Origin of the sequence: Streptomyces humi (assembly GCF_001005085.2) — a bacterium.
GTDB lineage: Bacteria > Actinomycetota > Actinomycetes > Streptomycetales > Streptomycetaceae > Streptomyces > Streptomyces humi.
Genome location: NZ_LBMU02000015.1, coordinates 102,707 through 120,451 on the forward strand (window position 1 = coordinate 102,707; position 17,745 = coordinate 120,451).

Annotated in this window: 18 protein-coding genes; 6 read left to right on the forward strand and 12 right to left on the reverse strand. The window is 70.5% G+C overall.

What is annotated here, in order from left to right; all coding sequences use genetic code 11:
• Positions 1-19 precede the first annotated feature (19 nt).
• The 12 genes from aspA to AAW13_RS05245 form a co-directional block, all read right to left on the reverse strand.
• Entirely contained in the window at positions 20-1,423 is a 1,404-nt protein-coding gene (aspA, locus tag AAW13_RS05190; protein WP_046727785.1) for an aspartate ammonia-lyase, read from the reverse strand.
• A gap of 110 nt (positions 1,424-1,533) precedes the next feature.
• Positions 1,534-2,544: an asparaginase gene (locus tag AAW13_RS05195; RefSeq protein WP_046727786.1), complete on the reverse strand. Its 1,011-nt coding sequence runs from the start codon at positions 2,542-2,544 to the stop codon at positions 1,534-1,536.
• Positions 2,545-2,587: 43 nt separating this feature from the next.
• Positions 2,588-4,027 (reverse strand): amino acid permease, encoded by a 1,440-nt coding sequence (locus tag AAW13_RS05200; protein ID WP_046727787.1) that lies wholly within the window; start codon positions 4,025-4,027, stop codon positions 2,588-2,590.
• Positions 4,024-4,701: a FadR/GntR family transcriptional regulator gene (locus AAW13_RS05205; protein WP_046727788.1), complete on the reverse strand. Its 678-nt coding sequence runs from the start codon at positions 4,699-4,701 to the stop codon at positions 4,024-4,026. Before AAW13_RS05205 ends, AAW13_RS05200 begins: the two co-directional genes overlap by 4 nt.
• Before the next feature lie 194 nt (positions 4,702-4,895).
• Positions 4,896-5,732 (reverse strand): undecaprenyl-diphosphate phosphatase, encoded by an 837-nt coding sequence (locus AAW13_RS05210; RefSeq protein ID WP_046727789.1) that lies wholly within the window; start codon positions 5,730-5,732, stop codon positions 4,896-4,898.
• Positions 5,733-5,804: 72 nt separating this feature from the next.
• Positions 5,805-6,179 carry a fluoride efflux transporter CrcB gene (crcB, locus tag AAW13_RS05215; protein WP_046727790.1) on the reverse strand — a complete coding sequence of 125 codons (375 nt, stop codon included), beginning with the start codon at positions 6,177-6,179 and terminating at the stop codon, positions 5,805-5,807.
• The gene (locus AAW13_RS05220) at positions 6,176-6,556 is read right to left on the reverse strand and encodes a DUF190 domain-containing protein (RefSeq protein ID WP_046727791.1); all 381 of its coding nucleotides are present in this window, start codon (positions 6,554-6,556) and stop codon (positions 6,176-6,178) included. Before AAW13_RS05220 ends, crcB (AAW13_RS05215) begins: the two co-directional genes overlap by 4 nt.
• Entirely contained in the window at positions 6,553-7,014 is a 462-nt protein-coding gene (crcB, locus tag AAW13_RS05225; protein ID WP_046727792.1) for a fluoride efflux transporter CrcB, read from the reverse strand. Before crcB (AAW13_RS05225) ends, AAW13_RS05220 begins: the two co-directional genes overlap by 4 nt.
• A gap of 70 nt (positions 7,015-7,084) precedes the next feature.
• The gene (locus AAW13_RS05230) at positions 7,085-8,038 is read right to left on the reverse strand and encodes an SMP-30/gluconolactonase/LRE family protein (protein ID WP_046727815.1); all 954 of its coding nucleotides are present in this window, start codon (positions 8,036-8,038) and stop codon (positions 7,085-7,087) included.
• 55 nt (positions 8,039-8,093) lie between these two features.
• Complete coding sequence (locus AAW13_RS05235; RefSeq protein WP_046727793.1) at positions 8,094-8,381, reverse strand: hypothetical protein; 288 nt, start codon at positions 8,379-8,381, stop codon at positions 8,094-8,096.
• Between the two features lie 167 nt (positions 8,382-8,548).
• Positions 8,549-10,108 carry a glycosyl hydrolase 53 family protein gene (locus AAW13_RS05240; RefSeq protein WP_046727816.1) on the reverse strand — a complete coding sequence of 520 codons (1,560 nt, stop codon included), beginning with the start codon at positions 10,106-10,108 and terminating at the stop codon, positions 8,549-8,551.
• A 148-nt stretch (positions 10,109-10,256) separates the two neighbouring features.
• Complete coding sequence (locus AAW13_RS05245; RefSeq protein WP_046727794.1) at positions 10,257-12,284, reverse strand: beta-galactosidase; 2,028 nt, start codon at positions 12,282-12,284, stop codon at positions 10,257-10,259.
• Positions 12,285-12,522: 238 nt separating this feature from the next.
• Here AAW13_RS05245 and AAW13_RS05250 point away from each other — a divergent pair, with 238 nt between their 5' ends.
• The 6 genes from AAW13_RS05250 to AAW13_RS05275 all read left to right on the forward strand — a co-directional run bounded on the left by AAW13_RS05250 (position 12,523) and on the right by AAW13_RS05275 (position 17,740).
• Positions 12,523-13,842 (forward strand): ABC transporter substrate-binding protein, encoded by a 1,320-nt coding sequence (locus AAW13_RS05250; protein ID WP_046727795.1) that lies wholly within the window; start codon positions 12,523-12,525, stop codon positions 13,840-13,842.
• Positions 13,839-14,762: a carbohydrate ABC transporter permease gene (locus AAW13_RS05255; RefSeq protein WP_046727796.1), complete on the forward strand. Its 924-nt coding sequence runs from the start codon at positions 13,839-13,841 to the stop codon at positions 14,760-14,762. The genes AAW13_RS05250 and AAW13_RS05255 overlap by 4 nt, the downstream gene beginning before the upstream one ends.
• Entirely contained in the window at positions 14,759-15,664 is a 906-nt protein-coding gene (locus tag AAW13_RS05260) for a carbohydrate ABC transporter permease (protein WP_046727797.1), read from the forward strand. The genes AAW13_RS05255 and AAW13_RS05260 overlap by 4 nt, the downstream gene beginning before the upstream one ends.
• Entirely contained in the window at positions 15,661-16,695 is a 1,035-nt protein-coding gene (locus AAW13_RS05265) for a LacI family DNA-binding transcriptional regulator (RefSeq protein ID WP_046727798.1), read from the forward strand. The genes AAW13_RS05260 and AAW13_RS05265 overlap by 4 nt, the downstream gene beginning before the upstream one ends.
• A 198-nt stretch (positions 16,696-16,893) precedes the next feature.
• On the forward strand, positions 16,894-17,244 hold the full coding sequence (locus AAW13_RS05270) for a VOC family protein (protein WP_046727799.1): 351 nt from the start codon (positions 16,894-16,896) through the stop codon (positions 17,242-17,244).
• A 97-nt stretch (positions 17,245-17,341) separates the two neighbouring features.
• Positions 17,342-17,740 (forward strand): MarR family winged helix-turn-helix transcriptional regulator, encoded by a 399-nt coding sequence (locus AAW13_RS05275; protein WP_046727800.1) that lies wholly within the window; start codon positions 17,342-17,344, stop codon positions 17,738-17,740.
• Positions 17,741-17,745: the final 5 nt, after the last annotated feature.

Sequence of the window (17,745 nt, forward strand, 5' to 3'; positions counted from 1 at the left end):
CCTGGTGCGTACCCGCAGGTCAGGCCAGGGGTGCGCCGCTACCGGCGACGACCTCGGGGCGCAGCAGGTCGGCCAGCCGCTCGGCGGGCAACAGGCCCTTCTCCAGGACGAGTTCGGCCACACCGCGGCCGGTGGCGAGGGCCTCCTTGGCGATGTCGGTGGCCGCCGTGTACCCGATGTAGGGGTTGAGGGCGGTGACCAGGCCGATCGAGTTCTCGACGGTCGCCCGCAGCACCTCGGTGTTGGCGGTGATGCCGTCGACGCACCGCTCGGCCAGCGTCAGGCAGGCGTTCCGCAGGTGCGTGATGCTCTCCGACAGGGAGTGCAGGATGATCGGCTCGAACGCGTTCAGCTGGAGCTGCCCGGCCTCGGCGGCCATGGTGATGGCGACGTCGTTGCCGATGACCTCGAAGGCGACCTGGTTGACGACCTCGGGGATGACCGGGTTGACCTTGCCGGGCATGATCGACGAACCGGCCTGCACGGGCGGCAGGTTGATCTCGCCCAGGCCGGCACGCGGCCCGGAGGACAGCAGCCGCAGGTCGTTGCAGCCCTTGCTGAGCTTGACCGCGATCCGCTTGAGCACCCCGGACATCTGGACGAAGGCCCCGCAGTCCTGGGTGGCCTCGACCAGGTTGGCGGCGGTGACCAGGGGCAGCCCGGTGATCCCGGCGAGGTGGCGGCGGGCCGACTCGGCGTACCCGGCGGGTGCGTTGAGGCCGGTGCCGATGGCGGTGGCGCCGAGGTTGATCTCGTGGATCAGCTCGACGGCCTCGGCGAGCCGGCTGCGGTCCTCGTCCAGCATCACGGCGAAGGTGGAGAACTCCTGCCCGAGGGTCATCGGCACCGCGTCCTGCAACTGGGTGCGGCCCATCTTCAGCACGTCACGGAACTCGACGGCCTTGCGCCCGAAGGAGTCCTGTAGCACGGCCATCGCCCGCAGCAGCCCGCGCACCGCGAAGACGGTCGCTATCTTGACGGCGGTCGGGTAGACGTCGTTGGTCGACTGCCCCAGGTTGACGTCCTCGTTGGGGTGCAGGTACCGGTACTCGCCCTTCTGATGCCCCATCAACTCCAGCGCCCGGTTGGCGACGACCTCGTTGGCGTTCATGTTCGTCGACGTGCCGGCCCCGCCCTGGATGACGTCGACGACGAACTGGTCGTGCAGCTTGCCGCCCCGGATCTCCCGGCAGGCGGCGACGATCGCGGCGGCCTTCTCGGGGGCCAGCAGCCCGAGTTCCTCGTTGGCGAGGGCGGCGGCCTCCTTGACGGCGGCGAGGGCGTCGATCAGATGCGGGTACGCGGAGATCGGCATACCGGTGATCGGGAAGTTCTCGGTCGCCCGCAGGGTGTGCACACCCCAGTAGGCGCCGACGGGCACATCCCGGTCACCGAGCAGATCGTGTTCACTACGAGTAATCATGGGTCCTGTCCCAGAAGAGTGAGGGTAGAGCGCCCCCTTGGGGGCGCGGGGAACTGCGCGACCGGCCACAACCGGCCCGCAGCCGCCCGACGACAGATCGGCCCGCCCCGCTAGGCGCAAGCCGCAACCGGCTCCAGGGACCGAACGGGCCGCACACACCCGACCGGCCGCCCACCGCCGAGAAGCCGCTCACCCGCGAACTCGGTCAACAGCCCCGGCTCGACCCCGGCCCGCGCCAACGCCGCCGCGGCCACCGGAATCCGTGCCCGGTTCGCCCCGTCGGCGATCTTCACGGCGACGGCCCGGCCGTCCGGCAGTGCCGCGGCCTCGACGCCCTCGAAGCCGTCCTTGGCCAGCAGCCCCGGCACGGCCCGCATCAGCGCGGCCACGTCACGCCCCGCCCCGGACGCCATCTCCGCGTGCTCCCGCATCGCGTCGGCGACCTTCGCCTCGGGCGTACCCGGTGCGGCGGCCGCGATCCGCGACACCGCGCGGGCCAGCCCGTGCAGGGAGACGGAGAACAGCGGCGCGCCGCAGCCGTCCACGGTCGTACGGGCGATGCGCTGCCCCGTCAGGTCCTCGACGATCTCGGCGATCGCCTGCTGGAGCGGATGCGCCGGGTCGAGGTAGTCGTCCAGCGACCAGCCGTTCAGCTTCGCGGTCCACAGCATCGCGGCGTGCTTGCCTGAGCAGTTCTGGGCGAGCCGCGACGGCTGCCGGCCGTCGCGGATCCAGGTGTCGCGGACGGCGGGGCCGTACGGCATGTCGGGGACGTTGCGCAGGTCGTCCTCCGTCAGCCCGGCGAGGCCGAGGATGCGCCGGGCGCCGGCGAGGTGGCGTTCCTCGCCGGAGTGGCTGGCGGCGGCCAGCGAGAGCAGGTCGCCGTCGAGGGGCAGCCCGGCCCGCAGCATCGCCACGGCCTGGACGGGCTTGAGGGCGGAGCGCGGGTAGAACGCGGCCTCGATGTCGCCGAGCTGGAACTGGACCTCTCCGTCGGCGCCGAGGACGACGACGGAACCGTAGTGGATGCCCTCGACGACCCCGTCGCGTATGAGGTGGGCGACGGGGGCGTGGAGGGGCTCACGGACGACGGGTGCGTCCGCGGGGGAACTGCTGTACATCACTTCCTGGTCTCGGGTGAGTCGGGACGGACCCGGTCGCGGTTCACGCTTCGGGTCCGGCGGACGGGCGCGCCAGGCGGCCGCGGATGGCGTACCACCCGGCGACCAGCGCGGCGACGATCAGCGGCAGGCACAGCACGGTGGTGCGTCCGGCGCCGCCGTCGGCGTACATCAGGACCAGGACGGCGGCGAGGAACGCCAGCGTCACGATCTCGGTCCAGGGAGAGCCCGGCAACCGGTAGCCGGGGCGGGTGAGTTCGCCGTTCTGGGTCTTCCGCCAGAACAGCAGGTGGCAGAGCATGATCATGCCCCAGGTCGCGAGGATGCCGATCGCCGCGAAGTTGAGGACGATCTCGAACGCGTCGGCCGGGACGACGAAGTTGAGGCCCACGCCGAGCACACAGATGCCGCTGGTGAGCAGGATGCCGCCGTACGGCACCTGGGTACGGCTCATCCGCGCGGTGAACTTGGGGGCTGAGCCGTTGACGGCCATGGAGCGCAGGATGCGGCCGGTGGAGTAGAGACCGGAGTTCAGCGAGGACATGGCCGCGGTGAGGACGACGAGGTTCATCACACCGCCGGCCGCCGGGACGCCGATGTGGGAGAGCACGGTGACGAAGGGGCTCTGGCCCGCCGTGTACTTGTTCCAGGGCAGCAGCATCGAGAGGAGCACGACCGAGCCGACGTAGAACAGGCCGACGCGCCACATGATCGAGTTGATCGCCTTCGGCATGATCTTCTCGGGGTTCTCGGTCTCGCCCGCGGCGACACCGACCAGCTCCACCGAGGCGTAGGCGAAGACGACGCCCTGGATGATCAGCAGCATCGGGAGCAGGCCGTTGGGGAAGACGCCGCCGTTGTCGGTGATCAGGGAGGGGCCCGGGGTGGCGCCGTCCACGGGGTGCTGGGTCACCAGCAGGAAGATGCCGATGAGCATGAAGACGACCAGCGCGCTGACCTTGACGATCGCGAACCAGAACTCCAGTTCGCCGAAGATCTTCACCGAGATCAGGTTCACGGTGAGGACCACGGCGAGGGCGATCAGGGCGATCACCCACTGAGGTATGTCGGAGAACATCCCCCAGTAGTGGGTGTAGGTGGCGACCGCGGTGATGTCGGCGATGCCGGTGGTGGCCCAGTTCAGGAAGTACATCCAGCCGGCCGTGTAGGCGCCCTTCTCGCCCAGGAACTCCCGGGCGTACGAGACGAAGGCGCCGGAGGACGGGCGGTAGAGGACGAGTTCGCCGAGGGCGCGCACGACGAGGAACGCGAAGACACCGCAGACCGCGTAGGCGACGAAGAGGGAGGGGCCGGCGTCGGCGAGGCGGCCGCCGGCGCCGAGGAAGAGGCCGGTGCCGATGGCTCCGCCGATGGCGATCATGTTGACGTGCCGGTGCTTCAGCGACTTGCTGTAGCCGTGGTCCCCGGCGTCGACGTGACGGGACGAGGGGCGCGTCTCGTCTTTGAGGTGCTGTTCGCTCACGCCTCGGTTCCGCCTTCCTTGTGCTGGTCCGTGCGCGCGGGGCGCACGATGTGGGTGAGGGTGGTCTCGACGCGGTCCAGGTGGTGGCTCATGGCGTCCACGGCGTCGGGCTCGGAACCGTCCATCAGGGCCTCGACGATGGCCCGGTGCTCCCGGTTGGACTGCTCGCGGCGGCCGCCCAGCTCGTTGAGGAAGGCCGACTGACGCGCCAGTGCGTCCCGGATCTCCTCGATGACCCGGCGGAAGACCGGGTTCTGGGCGGCCTCGGCCACGGCCAGGTGGAAGAGGGTGTCCATCGCGACCCACGCGGTGGTGTCCGTCTCCCGCTCCATGCGGTCGAGCAGATGGGCCAGGTGGTCCAGGTTCTCGGGGGTGCGGCGCAGCGCCGCGTACCCGGCGACCGGGATCTCGATGTGCCGGCGCACCTCCAGCAGGTCGCTGGCCGCGTAGTCGCCGAAGGTGGGGTCCTCGACGGCGTTGGCGACCACGAAGGTGCCCTTGCCGGTCTTGGAGACGGTCAGGCCCATCGTCTGCAAGGCCCGCAGGGCCTCGCGCAGGACGGGCCTGCTGATCTCCAGGGTGCGGCAGAGCTCCGCCTCGGAGGGCAGCTTGTCGCCCACGGCGTACTCGCCGCGCTCGATGGCGGCGCGCAGGTGCGCCAGCACCGCCTCCATGGCGCTCACGCGCCGCGGGGGCTGTCCGGCTGTCGGGCTGTCTGACAGGTTCACGGGTGAGATGTTCCGGGTTGCGGGACGAGCCTGTCAAGGTGTCGCGAAAGGAAACATTCACGGGGTGCGGCACCTGAATGCACAGGTGTCACACCCCGTGGCGGAGCGGTGACCGGCGGGCGCGGAGCGGCCGGGCGAGGTCAGGCGTTGATGGTGCCGGCGGCGAGGAGGCCGAAGAGAGCCAGGCCGATGACGATGCGGTAGATCACGAACGCGTTGAAGGAGTGCTTGGCGACGAACTTCAGCAGCCAGGCGATGGACGCGTAGGCGACGACGAAGGAGACGATCGTGCCGACGGCCAGCGGGGCGGCGCCGACACCCGCGCCCAGGGCGTCCTTGAGCTCGTAGAGACCGGCGCCGGTCAGGGCCGGGATGCCGAGGAAGAAGGAGAGCCGGGTGGCGGCGACGCGGTCCAGGTCCAGGATGAGCGCGGTGGACATGGTGGCGCCGGAGCGGGAGAAGCCGGGGAAGAGCAGGGCGAGGATCTGCGAGCAGCCGACCAGCATCGCGTCCTTGAAGGAGGTGTCGTCCTCCCCGCGCTTGTGGCGGCCCATCTGGTCCGCGCACCACATCACGACGGAGCCGGCGATCAGCGAGCCGCCGACCACCCAGAGCGAGCCGAGCGGTCCGTCGATCAGCGGCTTGGCGGCGAGGCCGACCAGGACGATCGGGATGGTCGAGTAGATGACCCACCACGCGAACTTGTAGTCGTGGTGGTACCGCTCCTCCTTGTTCGTGAGGCCCCGGAACCAGGCGGAGACGATCCGCTTGATGTCCTTGAAGAAGTACACGAGCACGGCGGCGATGGCGCCCACCTGGATGACGGCGGAGAACCCGACGACGGACTTGTCGTCGACGGGGATGTTCATGAGCCCCTCGGTGATCTTGAGGTGACCGGTGGAGGAGACAGGAAGGAACTCCGTCACCCCCTCGACGACACCGAGGACGACGGCCTGACCGACGGAGATGGCGCTCATGGGATCCAGTTCTGCTGAGTTTGGTCGACAGTGCTGTAGACAGTCTTACAGCGCACGGGTGTGAGGCAAGTACTAGGCCCAGACGGCCTGAGCGATCGCGGCCCCGGCGAAGGCCGCCCCGAGCCCCGCCACGAGACTCGCGACCACGTTGGCGGCAGCGTAGAGCCCGGCACCGGTCTCGGTCAGCCGCAGGGTCTCGTACGAGAACGTCGAGTACGTCGTCAGGGCCCCGCACAGGCCGGTGCCCAGGAGCAGCTGGAGGTGGGGGCTCGCGGCGCCCGCCGAGACCGCGCCGGTCAGCAGGCCCAGGATCAGGCAGCCGGTGACGTTGACCACGAAGGTGCCCCACGGGAACACGGAGTCGTGCCTGGCCTGGACGGCTCGGTCGGTGAGATAGCGCAGCGGGGCGCCGATCACGGCACCCGCGACGACCAGCAGCCAGTTCACAACGAGTTCTTACCTTCCGTGTCCGGTTCGCCCGGCTCGGCCGCCCGGCCGACGTACCTGATGACCTCGCAGTCGTCCAGGGTCACCAGGCCTTCGGTCACCAGTTCGTCGAGCTGTGGCAGGAAGGCCCGGATCCGCTCCTCGGTGTCCACGACCACGACCGCCACCGGCAGGTCCTCGCTCAGCGACAGCAGCCGGGAGGTGTGGATGCGGGAGGAGGCGCCGAAGCCCTCGATGCCCCGGAAGACGCTGGCGCCCGCGAGACCGGCCGTGTGGGCGCGGTGCACGATCTCCGTGTAGAGGGGCTTGTGGTGCCAGGTGTCGTCCTCGCCGATGTGGACGGTCAGGCGCAGGGCGCGGCCCGTCAGTCTCGTCATCGCTGCCTCCGGGTGAGGACCCTGCGGGTCACGGTGGCCGCGCACCACACCGCCGCGAGGGCCGCGCACAGGGTCGCGGCGAGATAGCCGAGACCGGTGGCGGGCCGGCCGTGGTCGACCAGTCTCTGGATGTCGACGGCGTACGTGGAGAAGGTGGTGAAGCCGCCGAGGACACCGGTGCCGAAGAAGGGCCGGACGAGGCGGTGCGCGGGGACGCCTTCGGTGATCAGGACCAGGAACGCGCCGATCACGGCACAGCCGATCACGTTGGTCCAGAAGGTCGCCCAGGGGAAGCCGCCCGCGGCGGTGGGCAGGGCCAGGGCGAGTGCGTAACGGGCCACCGCGCCGATCGCGCCGCCCGCGGCGACCACCGCGACGACGGGGGCCTGGGTACGCCACTCGGACCGGCGGCGGGGGGCCGGCCGGACGCGGAGGCTCTCGGCTTCCGGGGCTGTCATGGGTCGTACGTCTCCTGTTCGGGCACCGCCCCGAGGGGTGCAACAGGGTACCGCCGGAGGTACGCGCCGGTCACTTCGCGGTGGGGGCCGCGCAGACCGCGACGCCGGGCTCCCCGACACTGCCGAGGACCAGGAGCCGGCCCGTCACGCAGACGCTGGTGACCATGCGGAAACCGGAGCGCCCCCGGGCCAGGTGATGGACGACGCGGCCGTCGTCGTCCAGCGCCATGACGGCGATCGTGCCGACCGGGCGGTAGGGAGCGTGCACGGCGGCGCGCGCGGCGGCCCGCCGGACGGCGGCCGGGGTGCGGTGCAGGAGGTCGAGCGGGGGGTTGCGGGGACCGGCGAGGGCGACCCAGGTCAGATCGCCGTCGCGCCACATGTTGTCGGGCATGCCGGGCAGTTCGGCGAAGAACTCGGCCCGCCCGGCGCGCGGCCCCGTGAGCCAGTAGCGGGTCAGCCGGTACGCGCCGGTCTCGGCGACGATCAGGAACGTGCCGTCCCCGCTCACGGCCAGCCCGTTGGCGAACTGGAGCCCGTCGCAGACCACTTCCGGGGTGCGGGCACCGGGGGCGAGGCGCAGCAGCCGGCCGGTGCCGCTGTGCTCGACGATGTCGCCGACCCACTGGTCCAGGGGGAAGCGGCGGCTGGAGACCGTGAAGTAGACGGTGCCGTCGGACAGGGCGACCACGTTGCTCGCGAACCGCAGCGGCTCGCCGTCGACCGAGTCGGCGAGGACGTGCACGGCTCCGTCGGCGAGGCCGACGCGCAGCAGGCCGCGCTCCGCGTCGCACACCAGCAGGTCGCCGTCCGGGAGGAGTTGGAGCCCCAGCGGGCGGCCCCCGGTCTCGGCGAGCATCCGGACCCGGGCGGTGTCCGGGTCGCCGAGGCCGTCCAGACGCAGGATGCGGCCGTCCTCGACGCCGGTCAGGACCCGGCCGTCCGGATCGGTGACCACGTCCTCCGGGCCCCGGCCGCCGACGGCGACGTAGTGGAGGGGGACGAGGCGCGTGGGTCGGTCCATGCGGCCCATGGTGACAGGCGGCGGCGGTACCCCGCGACCTCGAACCGGCCCTGTTTCACCAGCCCTTTTCGAACAGCCGGGCCACCTCGGCGATCCGGATGTCGTCGCGCCGGTAGTAGACGCGGTGCCGGATGCGCTTGGTGCGCAGCAGGCCGAGCCGGGTCAGCAGGTCCAGATGGGCGCCGGCGACCCGGCAGGAGACGCCGAGCTTGGCGGCGACGGCCCGGCGGGTGACGCCGTCCTCCATGAGGTCGGCGTGGCGCTGGGGTGGGAAGTGGGCCGCCGGATCCTTGAGCCAGTCCAGAATGTCCAGGCGGCTTGTGCTCTTGGCGTTCCTCAGCATCCGACCGGCCTCCGTCCCTGCCTCCCCGTAGTCGTGATGCCCACCTTCGCGCAGCCGAAGCCCCCACGTCAGGGGCTCGGCGCGCGTTGTCCGAGATCGGACGGCCGGACGGGGCGGCGGGGCCCGGCCGTCCCCTTGTGGCCGGGCCCAGCCGCGTCAGTGGTGGTTCAGCGGTGGCTGAACCACGCCATGGAGGACAGTGCCTTGTCGTCGTAGCCGAACAGGGCCTGGTTCTCCCAGCCGTTGCCGGACGTGGCGTCGGTCGGGTCCCAGCCGTTCCCGGTGACGGCGGTCCAGGTCGCCTCCCAGTAGAAGACACCGAGGCCGCGGCCGTTCGGGACGGCCTCCACGATGTTCGCGACGGCGTTCATCCACGCCAGCTGGCCGGCCGCGGTGGCCGGGTAGCCGGTGACCAGTTCGCCGCTGGTGTCGATCTGGTTCTCCAGCGAGTCGTCCTGGGCGAGGGTGAACGGGTAGGCGGTCTCGGCGATGAACACCGGCTTGGCGTAGCGGGAGGCCACGTCGTCCAGGGTGGTCTGGGCGGCGGCCAGCGAACCGTGCCAGTAGCCGTAGTACGACAGCCCGATCACGTCGTAGTTGATGCCGTAGGTCTTGGCGTTGTCGAACCACCAGCGGACCGTGGCGTCGTCGCCCGCGTTGGCCAGGTGCAGGGCGACCTGGGTGCCGGAGGAGACCGCCTTGGCCGCGCTGTAGCCCGAGTTGAGGAGACCGGCGAGCTGCGACCAGTTGTCGGTGGAGCCCTCGGACCAGAGCATGCCGCCGTTGATCTCGTTGCCGATCTGGACCATGTCGGCGGTGGTGCCCTGGGCCTTCAGCGCGTTCAGGACGTCGTAGGTGTGGTTGTACACGTCCGTCTTGAGCTGGCTGTAGGAGTGGCCGGACCAGGCGGCGGGCTTGGTCTGCTTGCCCGGGTCCGCCCAGCTGTCCGAGTAGTGGAAGTCGACCAGCAGCTTCATGCCGGCCGCCTTGACGCGCTTGGCCACGGCCAGCACGTGGGCCTTGTCGTTGTAGCCGTCGGCCGGGTTGACCCAGACCTTCAGGCGCGCGTAGTTCATCCCGGCGTTCCGCAGGATGGTGACGGCGTCCCCGGTGGTTCCGGAACTGGTCTTGTAGACACCGCCCTTGGCCTCGCTCTTGGCCAGTGACGAGATGTCGGCGCCCTTGATAGACAGTCCCGTCGACCCGGACGCGAACGTCACGTCGTCGACGTTGATCCAGTTGCCCGCGTTGGCGTCGGAGTAGAAGCTGACCGTGCACTGGTTGTTGGTGACCGCGATCGAGGTGACGATCCGGACCCAGCTGCTCGTGGAGACCGGCAGGTCGGTCCGCTGCTCCGAACTGCCGCAGTTCTTCAGGGACATGTAGGCGGAGTTCTGGCCGCCGCTGGAGCGGACCCAGGCGGTGAGCGTGTAGGTGCCGTTGGTCAGCCCGGACAGGTACTGGTACGTCTCCACCTTGTAGGCGGAGGCCGAGTAGTGGCTCAGCCGGTAACTGCCGCCGTGGCCACCGGACTCGGTGTACGAGGCGCCCGTGTCGCCGTACTCCGACCAGCCGGTGGGGACGGCCACGCCCGCACCGTCGGACTCGAACCCGCCGTTGGTGAGCGTGCTCGCCGCCTGGGCGGACTGGGCGGGCAGGGTGAGCAGGGCGAGCCCGGCCGCGAGCGGCAGCAGCAGGGCTCTGATGGTGCGTCTGGGATGGAACATCATCGTCCGTCGTCCCTTCGACGTGACTGGGAGGGGTTCCTCCGGCGGGGCCGGAGGAGCGCCCCTCCGCCCGCGGCTCTCGTGGCACGCGCGGACGGAGGGGAGTCTCTGGGCGGGCCGGGCGCGGCGGCCCGGCCCGCGGCCGGGCTCAGCCGTCGAGCCGTACGACCCGGACGGCGCCCGCCGGGACCGCGAGCCGGCCCGCGGCGCGCTCGCCCGTCAGCAGTTCGGTGCCGTGGGCCTCCAGGGGCACCTTGGCGTCGGTGGCGGTGTGGTTGATCGCGAACAGGAAGGCGCTGGTGCCGGACTCGCCGGTGCGGCGCACCACCTCGACGTCGCGGGGCAGTTCGGCGCGGGGCGCGATCCGGGCGTCCTCGGCGGCCAGGCCGAGCAGCGCGTCCAGGCCGTGCGCGTCGAGACGGGTCGACACGTACCAGGCGGTGCCCTCCCCCAGCCGGTGCCGGGTGACCGCCGGGTGGCCCGCGGTGAGGCCGTCGGCGTAGCTCCAGACGGTCTCGGCGCCGCGCGGCACGACGAACTCGGTCCACACGTCCCCGGTCAGCTCGGGTCCTTCGGGGCCGGTCAGCCGTACCGCCTGGTCCTCGAGCAGCGGCGAGAACTCCTCGACCGTGAGGCCGAGGGTCTCGCGCAGCGGGCCCGGGTAGGCGCCCTCGTGCACCGCGTCGTGCTCGTCGACGATGCCGGAGAAGTACGAGACGACGAGCGTGCCGCCGTTCTCGACGTACTCCCGGAGGTTGTCGCCGGCGGCCTCCGTCGTCAGGTAGAGGGCCGGTACGACGACAAGGGGATAGGCCGACAAGTCGCTTTCCGGGTGGGCGAAGTCCACGGTGAGGTGGCGGTCGTAGAGGGCCTCGTAGAAGGCGTCGGCGCGCTCGCGCGGGTCGTGGTCCTCGCTGGGGCGCCACTGGAGGTTCTGCGCCCACCAGGACTGCCAGTCCCACAGGACGGCGACGTCGGCCTGGGTGCGGGTGCCCTTGATCTGGCTCAACGAGTCCAGGGAGGCGCCGAGTCCGACGACCTCGCGCCACACCCGGGTCTCGGTGCCGCCGTGCGGAAGCATCGCGGAGTGGAACTTCTCGGCGCCGCGCCGGGACTGCCGCCACTGGAAGAACATCGCGCCCTCGGAGCCGCGGGCCACGTGGGCGAGGGAGTTGCGGGCCATCTGGCCGGGCGCCTTGGCCGGATTGCGCGGCTGCCAGTTGACGCCCGAGGTGGAGTGCTCAAGGAGCAGCCAGGGGGCGCCGGCGGCGACCGAGCGGGTGAGGTCGGCGGCCATGGCGAGGTTGACGTGGGTGCGGCGGCCGTCGGTGATGAGGTAGTGGTCGTTGGTGACCAGGTCCACCTCGCGGCCCCAGGCCCAGTAGTCGATGGAGTCGCACTGGCTGAGGGCGGTCATGAAGTTGGTGGTCACCGGGACGCCGGGTGAGAGGCGGTGCAGGATGTCCCGCTCCGCGCGGAAGTTCTCGCGGATGGTGGCGTCCGCGAACCGCTTGTAGTCGAGCGCCTGGCCCGGGTTGCCGACGGTCGGGGTGACCCGCGGCGGGTTGATCTGTGCCAGGTCCGTGTAGTGCTGGCCCCAGAAGGCCGTGCCCCAGGCCTCGTTGACCGCGTCGACCGTGCCGTACGTGTCCGCCAGCCAGCGGCGGAAGTGCGCGGCGCAGGAGTCGCAGTAGCAGGCCGAGACCGGGACGCCGTACTCGTTGTGGACGTGCCACAGGGCGAGGGCCGGATGGTCGCCGTACCGCTCGGCGAGCCTGGTGGTGATCGCCGCGGCGGCGGCACGGTAGTCGGTGTTCGAGTGGCAGATGGCGCCGCGCGAGCCGAACTCGTGGCGCACGCCCTCGGCGGTGACCGGCAGGGCCTCGGGGTGCGCCCGGTAGAACCAGGCGGGCGGTGCGACGGTCGGCGTACCCAGGTCGACCCGGATGCCGTTCTCGTGGAGCAGGCCGAGGACCCGGTCGAGCCAGCCGAAGTCGTACTCCCCCGGCGCCGGCTCCAGGAGGGCCCAGGAGAAGATCCCGACGCTCACCATCGTGACCCCGGCCTCGCGCATCAGCCGGACGTCCTCCTGCCAGACGCTTTCCGGCCACTGCTCGGGGTTGTAGTCCCCACCGAAGGCGAGCCTGGTGAGGCCCCTGGGGCTGGTGTCCGGCATGGATCTCTCCCGTTTAATCGATCATTTGGGAACGTGCACACACATCGTCGGCGGCGTGAGCCCAACATAACCGCACAGCAACAACCATTGACAAGTGTCCGGGATGTTTCTCTACTGTGAACGCTCACAGAGCATGGCACGGACTCGCGACCGTCGAGGATCCGGGTCTGAGAACGCTCACAGCATCTGCATGGCAGGTTCCCGCGACGGGCGGGGACCCAGGTCATAGGAGAGATCCATGCCGCACACGAAGCGCCGTCGCCTCGTGACAACCGCCGTCGCCGTCTCGCTCGGCGCCACCGCCCTCGCCGCCTGCGGCTCGTCCGACGACGACAGCAAGGCCGACTCCGGTCCGGTCTCGCTGACGTACTGGGCCTGGGCGCCCGGTATGGACAAGGTCGTGGACCTGTGGAACAAGGGCGAGGGCAAGAAGGAGCAGATCACCGTCACGGTGAAGAAGCAGGCGTCCGGCGACACGCTGGTCACCAAGATCCTCACCGCGCACAAGGCGAAGAACGGCCCCGACCTGGTCCAGGCCGAGTACCAGGCGCTGCCGACGCTGGTCAGCAACGACGCGGTCGCCGACATATCCAAGTCGGTCGGCGACGCGAAGTCGAAGTTCGCCGACGGCGTCTGGCAGCAGGTCACCCTGGGCACGGACGCGGTGTACGCGGTGCCGCAGGACATCGGCCCGATGATGTTCTACTACCGCGCGGACCTCTTCAAGAAGTACGGCCTGAAGGTCCCCACGACCTGGGACGAGTTCGCCTCGACCGCCCGCGCGCTGAAGAAGAAGGTCCCGGACGTCGACCTGACCACGTTCTCCGCCAACGACTCCGGTCTCTTCGCGGGCCTCGCCCAGCAGGCCGGCGCCAAGTGGTGGACCACCTCCGGTGACAAGTGGAAGGTCGCCATCGACGACGCGGCCACGCAGAAGGTGGCGAAGTTCTGGGGCGGTCTGGTCAAGGAGGGGGCGATCGACAACCAGCCGATGTACACCCCGGCCTGGAACAAGGCCCTGGACACCGGCAAGCAGATCGCCTGGGTCTCCGCGGTGTGGGCACCGGGCACGCTGACCACGGCCGCGCCGGACACCAAGGGCAAGTGGGCGATGGCCCCGCTCCCCCAGTGGTCCGCGAACGACGACGTCACCGGCAGCTGGGGCGGCTCCTCCACCGCCGTCACCACCGACTCCAAGCACCAGGAGGCGGCCGCCAGGTTCGCCGCCTGGCTGAACACCGACGGCGACGCGCTCAACGCCCTGGCCAAGGAGGGCGGCATCTACCCGGCGTCCACCTCGGCCCAGCTCAGCGGCGCCTTCTCCAACCCGCCGGAGTACTTCTCGAACCAGGCCGACTTCTACACCGAGGCCGCCAAGATCGCGAAGACCACGGCGCCCTCCGCCTGGGGCCCCAACGTGAACGTCGCCTACACGACCTTCAACGACGCCTTCGGCACCGCCGCGAAGAACAAGTCGGACTTCGTGACCGCCCTGAACGCCATGCAGGACGCCACGGTCGCCGACATGAAGAAGCAGGGCTTCGAGGTCTCTCAGTGACCAGCCCCACCGTCCGGAGGTCGTACGGGGTCAAGGGGGCCCCGTACGCCTTCCTCGTCCCCGCCACGATCCTCTTCGCGCTGTTCTTCGCGCTGCCCATCGGGTACGCGGTCTGGCTCAGCTTCCGCAAGGTGCACGTCTCCGGTCTCGGCCTCGGCGCGGGCGCCCGCAGCGAGGTCTGGGCCGGCCTGGAGAACTACCGGGACGCCCTCACCGACAACGAGTTCTACAACGGTGCCCTGCGCGTCCTCGGCTACGGCTGCATCGTCGTCCCGGTGATGCTGGGCCTCGCCCTGCTGTTCGCCCTGATGCTCGACTCCGAGCGGGTCCGCCTCGCCCCGTTCACCCGGCTCGCCGTCTTCCTGCCGTACGCCATCCCCGGCGTGGTGGCCGCGCTGCTGTGGGGCTTCCTGTACCTGCCGGACGTCAGCCCCTTCTACTACGTGCTCGCCAAGCTGCACCTGCCGCAGCCCGACCTGCTGGACGGCGGGCCGCTGTACCTCGCGCTCTCCAACATCGCGGTCTGGGGCGGCACCGGCTTCAACATGATCGTCATCTACACCTCGCTCAGGTCCATCCCGGCCGAGGTGTACGAGGCGGCGAAGCTGGACGGCGCCACTCCGTTGCAGACCGCCCTGCGGATCAAGATCCCGATGGTGGCGCCCTCCCTGGTGCTGACCTTCTTCTTCTCGATCATCGCGACGCTCCAGGTGTTCAACGAGCCGATGACCCTCAAGCCCCTGACCAACTCGGTCAGCACGACCTGGAGCCCGCTGATGAAGGTGTACGTCGACGCCTTCGGCAAGGGGGACATCTACTCGGCGGCGGCCGAGGCGACCCTGATCGCCCTCGCCACGCTGGCGCTGTCCTTCGGGTTCCTGCGCGCCGCGAACCGCCGCAACAAGGAGGCAGCGCAGTGAGTTCCGTCGCCGTCCGCAAGGCCGCGCCGGCGGCCGGTACGACGCCCGGCACCGCCCAGGGGCCGCCGCTGCGCCGCCGTGTCGCGCTGATCCCGACGGCCGTCCTCCTGCTGGGCGCGGTCTACACGCTGCTGCCGGTCGCCTGGGTGGTGATCGCCTCCACCAAGTCCGGCAGCGAGCTGTTCTCCACGTTCACGTTCCTGCCCGGTACCGGCTTCACCCAGAACCTGAAGGACCTCAACGCCTACCGGGACGGCATCTACTGGCAGTGGATGGCCAACTCCGCCCTGTACGCCGGTCTCGGTGCCGTGGTCTCGACGTGCGTGTCCGCGGTCAGCGGCTACGCCCTCGCCGTCTACCGGTTCAGGGGCCGCGAGACGATCTTCAACGTGCTGCTCGCGGGCGTCCTGATGCCCCCGGTCATCCTCGCCATCCCGCAGTACCTGCTGCTCGCCAAGGCGAACCTCACGGACTCCTACCTGTCCGTGCTGCTCCCCCAGATCCTCGCCCCGTACGGGGTCTACCTCTCGCGGATCTACGCGGCCGCGGCCGTCCCCGCCGACGTGGTGGAGGCCGGGCGGATGGACGGGGCGGGCGAGTGGCGGATCTTCACCCGGATCGCGCTGCCGATGATGGTCCCCGGCATGGTGACGGTGTTCCTGTTCCAGTTCGTGGCCATCTGGAACAACTTCCTGCTGCCGTACATCATGCTGAGCGACGACGAACGGTTCCCGCTCACCCTCGGTCTGTACACGCTCCTGATGCAGGGCGCCAACACCCCGGCCCTCTACACCCTGGTGATCACCGGCGCGTTCCTGGCCGTGCTGCCGCTCATCGCGCTCTTCCTGGTCGTTCAGCGGTTCTGGAGCCTGGACCTGCTGTCCGGGGCCGTAAAGTCATGACCATGGGCAGTAATGCGGGGGGCCGGCGCAGACCTCCGACGATCCACGACGTGGCCCGTGAGGCCGGTGTCTCACGGGGCACGGTCTCGCGGGTGCTCAACGGCGGCCACTATGTCAGCCCCGCCGCACAGGAAGCGGTCAACGACGCCATCCGCAGGACGGGTTACGTGGTGAACCGGCACGCCCGGTCGCTGATCACCGGGCGTTCGGACTCGGTGGGCTTCCTGCTCACCGAACCCCAGGAGCGGTTCTTCGAGGACCCCAACTTCAATGTGCTGCTGAGCGGTTGCACCAAGGCACTGGCGAGCCACGACATCCCGCTGCTGCTGATGCTGGCGGGCACGAAGGACGAACGGCGGCGGATCACCCGGTACATCACGGCCGGCCACGTCGACGGGGTGCTGCTGGTCTCCAGTCACTCCGGTGACCCGGTCGCGGAGGAACTGCGCGAGGCGGGGGTGCCGCTGGTCGCCTGCGGCAAGCCGATCGGGCTCGGTTCGAAGGTCGGTTACGTGGCCGCCGACGACCGGGACGGCGCCCGGGACATGGTCCGTCATCTGCTGGCCGTGGGCCGCCGCCGGATCGGCATGATCACCGGCCCGCTGGACACCCCCGGCGGTGTCGAGCGGCTCGCCGGCTACCAGGAGGTCCTCACCGAGGCGGGCGTCGAGATCGACGAGGCGCTCGTGGTGTCCGGCGACTACAGCCGGGCCAGCGGCGCGGCCGGCGCCGAGCGGCTGCTCGCGCAGGCCCCGGACCTGGACGCGGTGTTCGTGGCCTCCGACCTGATGGCCCAGGGCGTGCTGACGGTGCTGGAGCGGGCCGGGAAGCGGGTGCCGGATGACATCGCTGTCGGCGGGTTCGACGACTCCCCGGTGGCTACCGAGGTGAGCCCGGCGCTCACCACGATCCGGCAGCCATGGGACCGGATCAGCAACGAGATGGTCCGGGTGCTGCTCGCGCAGATCGGCGGGGAGGATCCAGCGGCGGTGATCCTGCCGACGGAGCTGGTCGTTCGCGACTCCGCGTGAGCGGGGCCGGGCGCGGCAGAGGGTGCCGGGAAGGGTCCTGGGGCGTCTGCCGCGCCGTCGTGGCTGGTCGCGCGGTTCTCGCGCCCCCTCGGGGCCACCGGTCAGGATCGGAGAAGCCGCCGCGGGCTTTCGCGGCCTAGCGTGGGATCACCGACGGGGAACGCGTCGGGCCACGCAGGGCGACAAGGAGAAGGTCCCATGACCGCAGGCATCCAGACGATCATCTACCCGGTGAAGGACGCGGAGCGCGCCAAGGCCGTGTTCGGGGCGCTGCTGGGCGTCGAGCCGTACGCCGACACGCCCTACTACATCGGGTACAAGGCCGCCGGGCAGGACATCGGCCTGGACCCGAACGGGCACGCGCAGGGGCTGACCGGGCCGACGCCGTTCTGGCACGTCACCGATCTGCGGGAGCGGCTGGCGGCGCTGCTGGCGACGGGTGCCGAGCTGGTGCAGGACGCGCGGGACGTCGGCAACGGCCGGCTGGTCGCCTCGGTGAAGGACGCCGACGGCAACATGGTGGGGCTGCTCCAGGACCCGGTCGCCTGAGTGTCCCCGGGGCGTCGCGGGACGCCACCGCACGACTGCTTGCACCCGCACTAGTTGCATACTCAACAATTGGCCGGAACAGTGCTACCGTGCGGGTATGGCAGTCAAGACGGCCGAGGCCCGGCTCGAAGACCGGTGGCGGGACATCCTGTCGGTGCACGCGCGCACGATGTGCGAGATCGACCGGGTGCTGCATCCGCACGGGCTGGGCGCGAGCGATTTCGAGGTGCTCGACCTGCTGGCCACCGAGACCCCGGCCGACGGTGACCAGTGCCGGGTGCAGAACCTGGTGGGACGGGTGCATCTGAGCCAGAGCGCGCTGTCCCGGCTGATCGGGCGGCTGGAGAAGGACGGCCTGGTCGAGCGGTCGGTCTGCGTCGAGGACCGGCGGGGCGTGTGGGTCGCGCTCACCGCCAGGGGCCGCGCCCTGCACGCCGAGGTACAGCCCCTCCAGCGCGCGGTGCTGGGGCGGATGCTGGAGCATCCCGCCGGCTAGGGCCG

Excerpts from the sequence above, each read along its gene's own strand:
- AAW13_RS05210 (WP_046727789.1), bottom strand. The coding sequence starts at position 5,732 with ATGAGCGCCATCTCCGTCGGTCAGGCCGTCGTCCTCGGTGTCGTCGAG.
- AAW13_RS05205 (WP_046727788.1), bottom strand. The coding sequence starts at position 4,701 with ATGGAGGCGGTGCTGGCGCACCTGCGCGCCGCCATCGAGCGCGGCGAG.
- AAW13_RS05235 (WP_046727793.1), bottom strand. The coding sequence starts at position 8,381 with ATGCTGAGGAACGCCAAGAGCACAAGCCGCCTGGACATTCTGGACTGG.
- AAW13_RS05230 (WP_046727815.1), bottom strand. The coding sequence starts at position 8,038 with ATGGACCGACCCACGCGCCTCGTCCCCCTCCACTACGTCGCCGTCGGC.
- AAW13_RS05270 (WP_046727799.1), top strand. The coding sequence starts at position 16,894 with ATGACCGCAGGCATCCAGACGATCATCTACCCGGTGAAGGACGCGGAG.
- AAW13_RS05250 (WP_046727795.1), top strand. The coding sequence starts at position 12,523 with ATGCCGCACACGAAGCGCCGTCGCCTCGTGACAACCGCCGTCGCCGTC.
- AAW13_RS05240 (WP_046727816.1), bottom strand. The coding sequence starts at position 10,108 with ATGTTCCATCCCAGACGCACCATCAGAGCCCTGCTGCTGCCGCTCGCG.
- AAW13_RS05220 (WP_046727791.1), bottom strand. The coding sequence starts at position 6,556 with ATGACGAGACTGACGGGCCGCGCCCTGCGCCTGACCGTCCACATCGGC.
- AAW13_RS05265 (WP_046727798.1), top strand. The coding sequence starts at position 15,661 with ATGACCATGGGCAGTAATGCGGGGGGCCGGCGCAGACCTCCGACGATC.
- crcB (WP_046727792.1), bottom strand. The coding sequence starts at position 7,014 with ATGACAGCCCCGGAAGCCGAGAGCCTCCGCGTCCGGCCGGCCCCCCGC.
- AAW13_RS05245 (WP_046727794.1), bottom strand. The coding sequence starts at position 12,284 with ATGCCGGACACCAGCCCCAGGGGCCTCACCAGGCTCGCCTTCGGTGGG.
- AAW13_RS05275 (WP_046727800.1), top strand. The coding sequence starts at position 17,342 with ATGGCAGTCAAGACGGCCGAGGCCCGGCTCGAAGACCGGTGGCGGGAC.
- AAW13_RS05195 (WP_046727786.1), bottom strand. The coding sequence starts at position 2,544 with ATGTACAGCAGTTCCCCCGCGGACGCACCCGTCGTCCGTGAGCCCCTC.
- aspA (WP_046727785.1), bottom strand. The coding sequence starts at position 1,423 with ATGATTACTCGTAGTGAACACGATCTGCTCGGTGACCGGGATGTGCCC.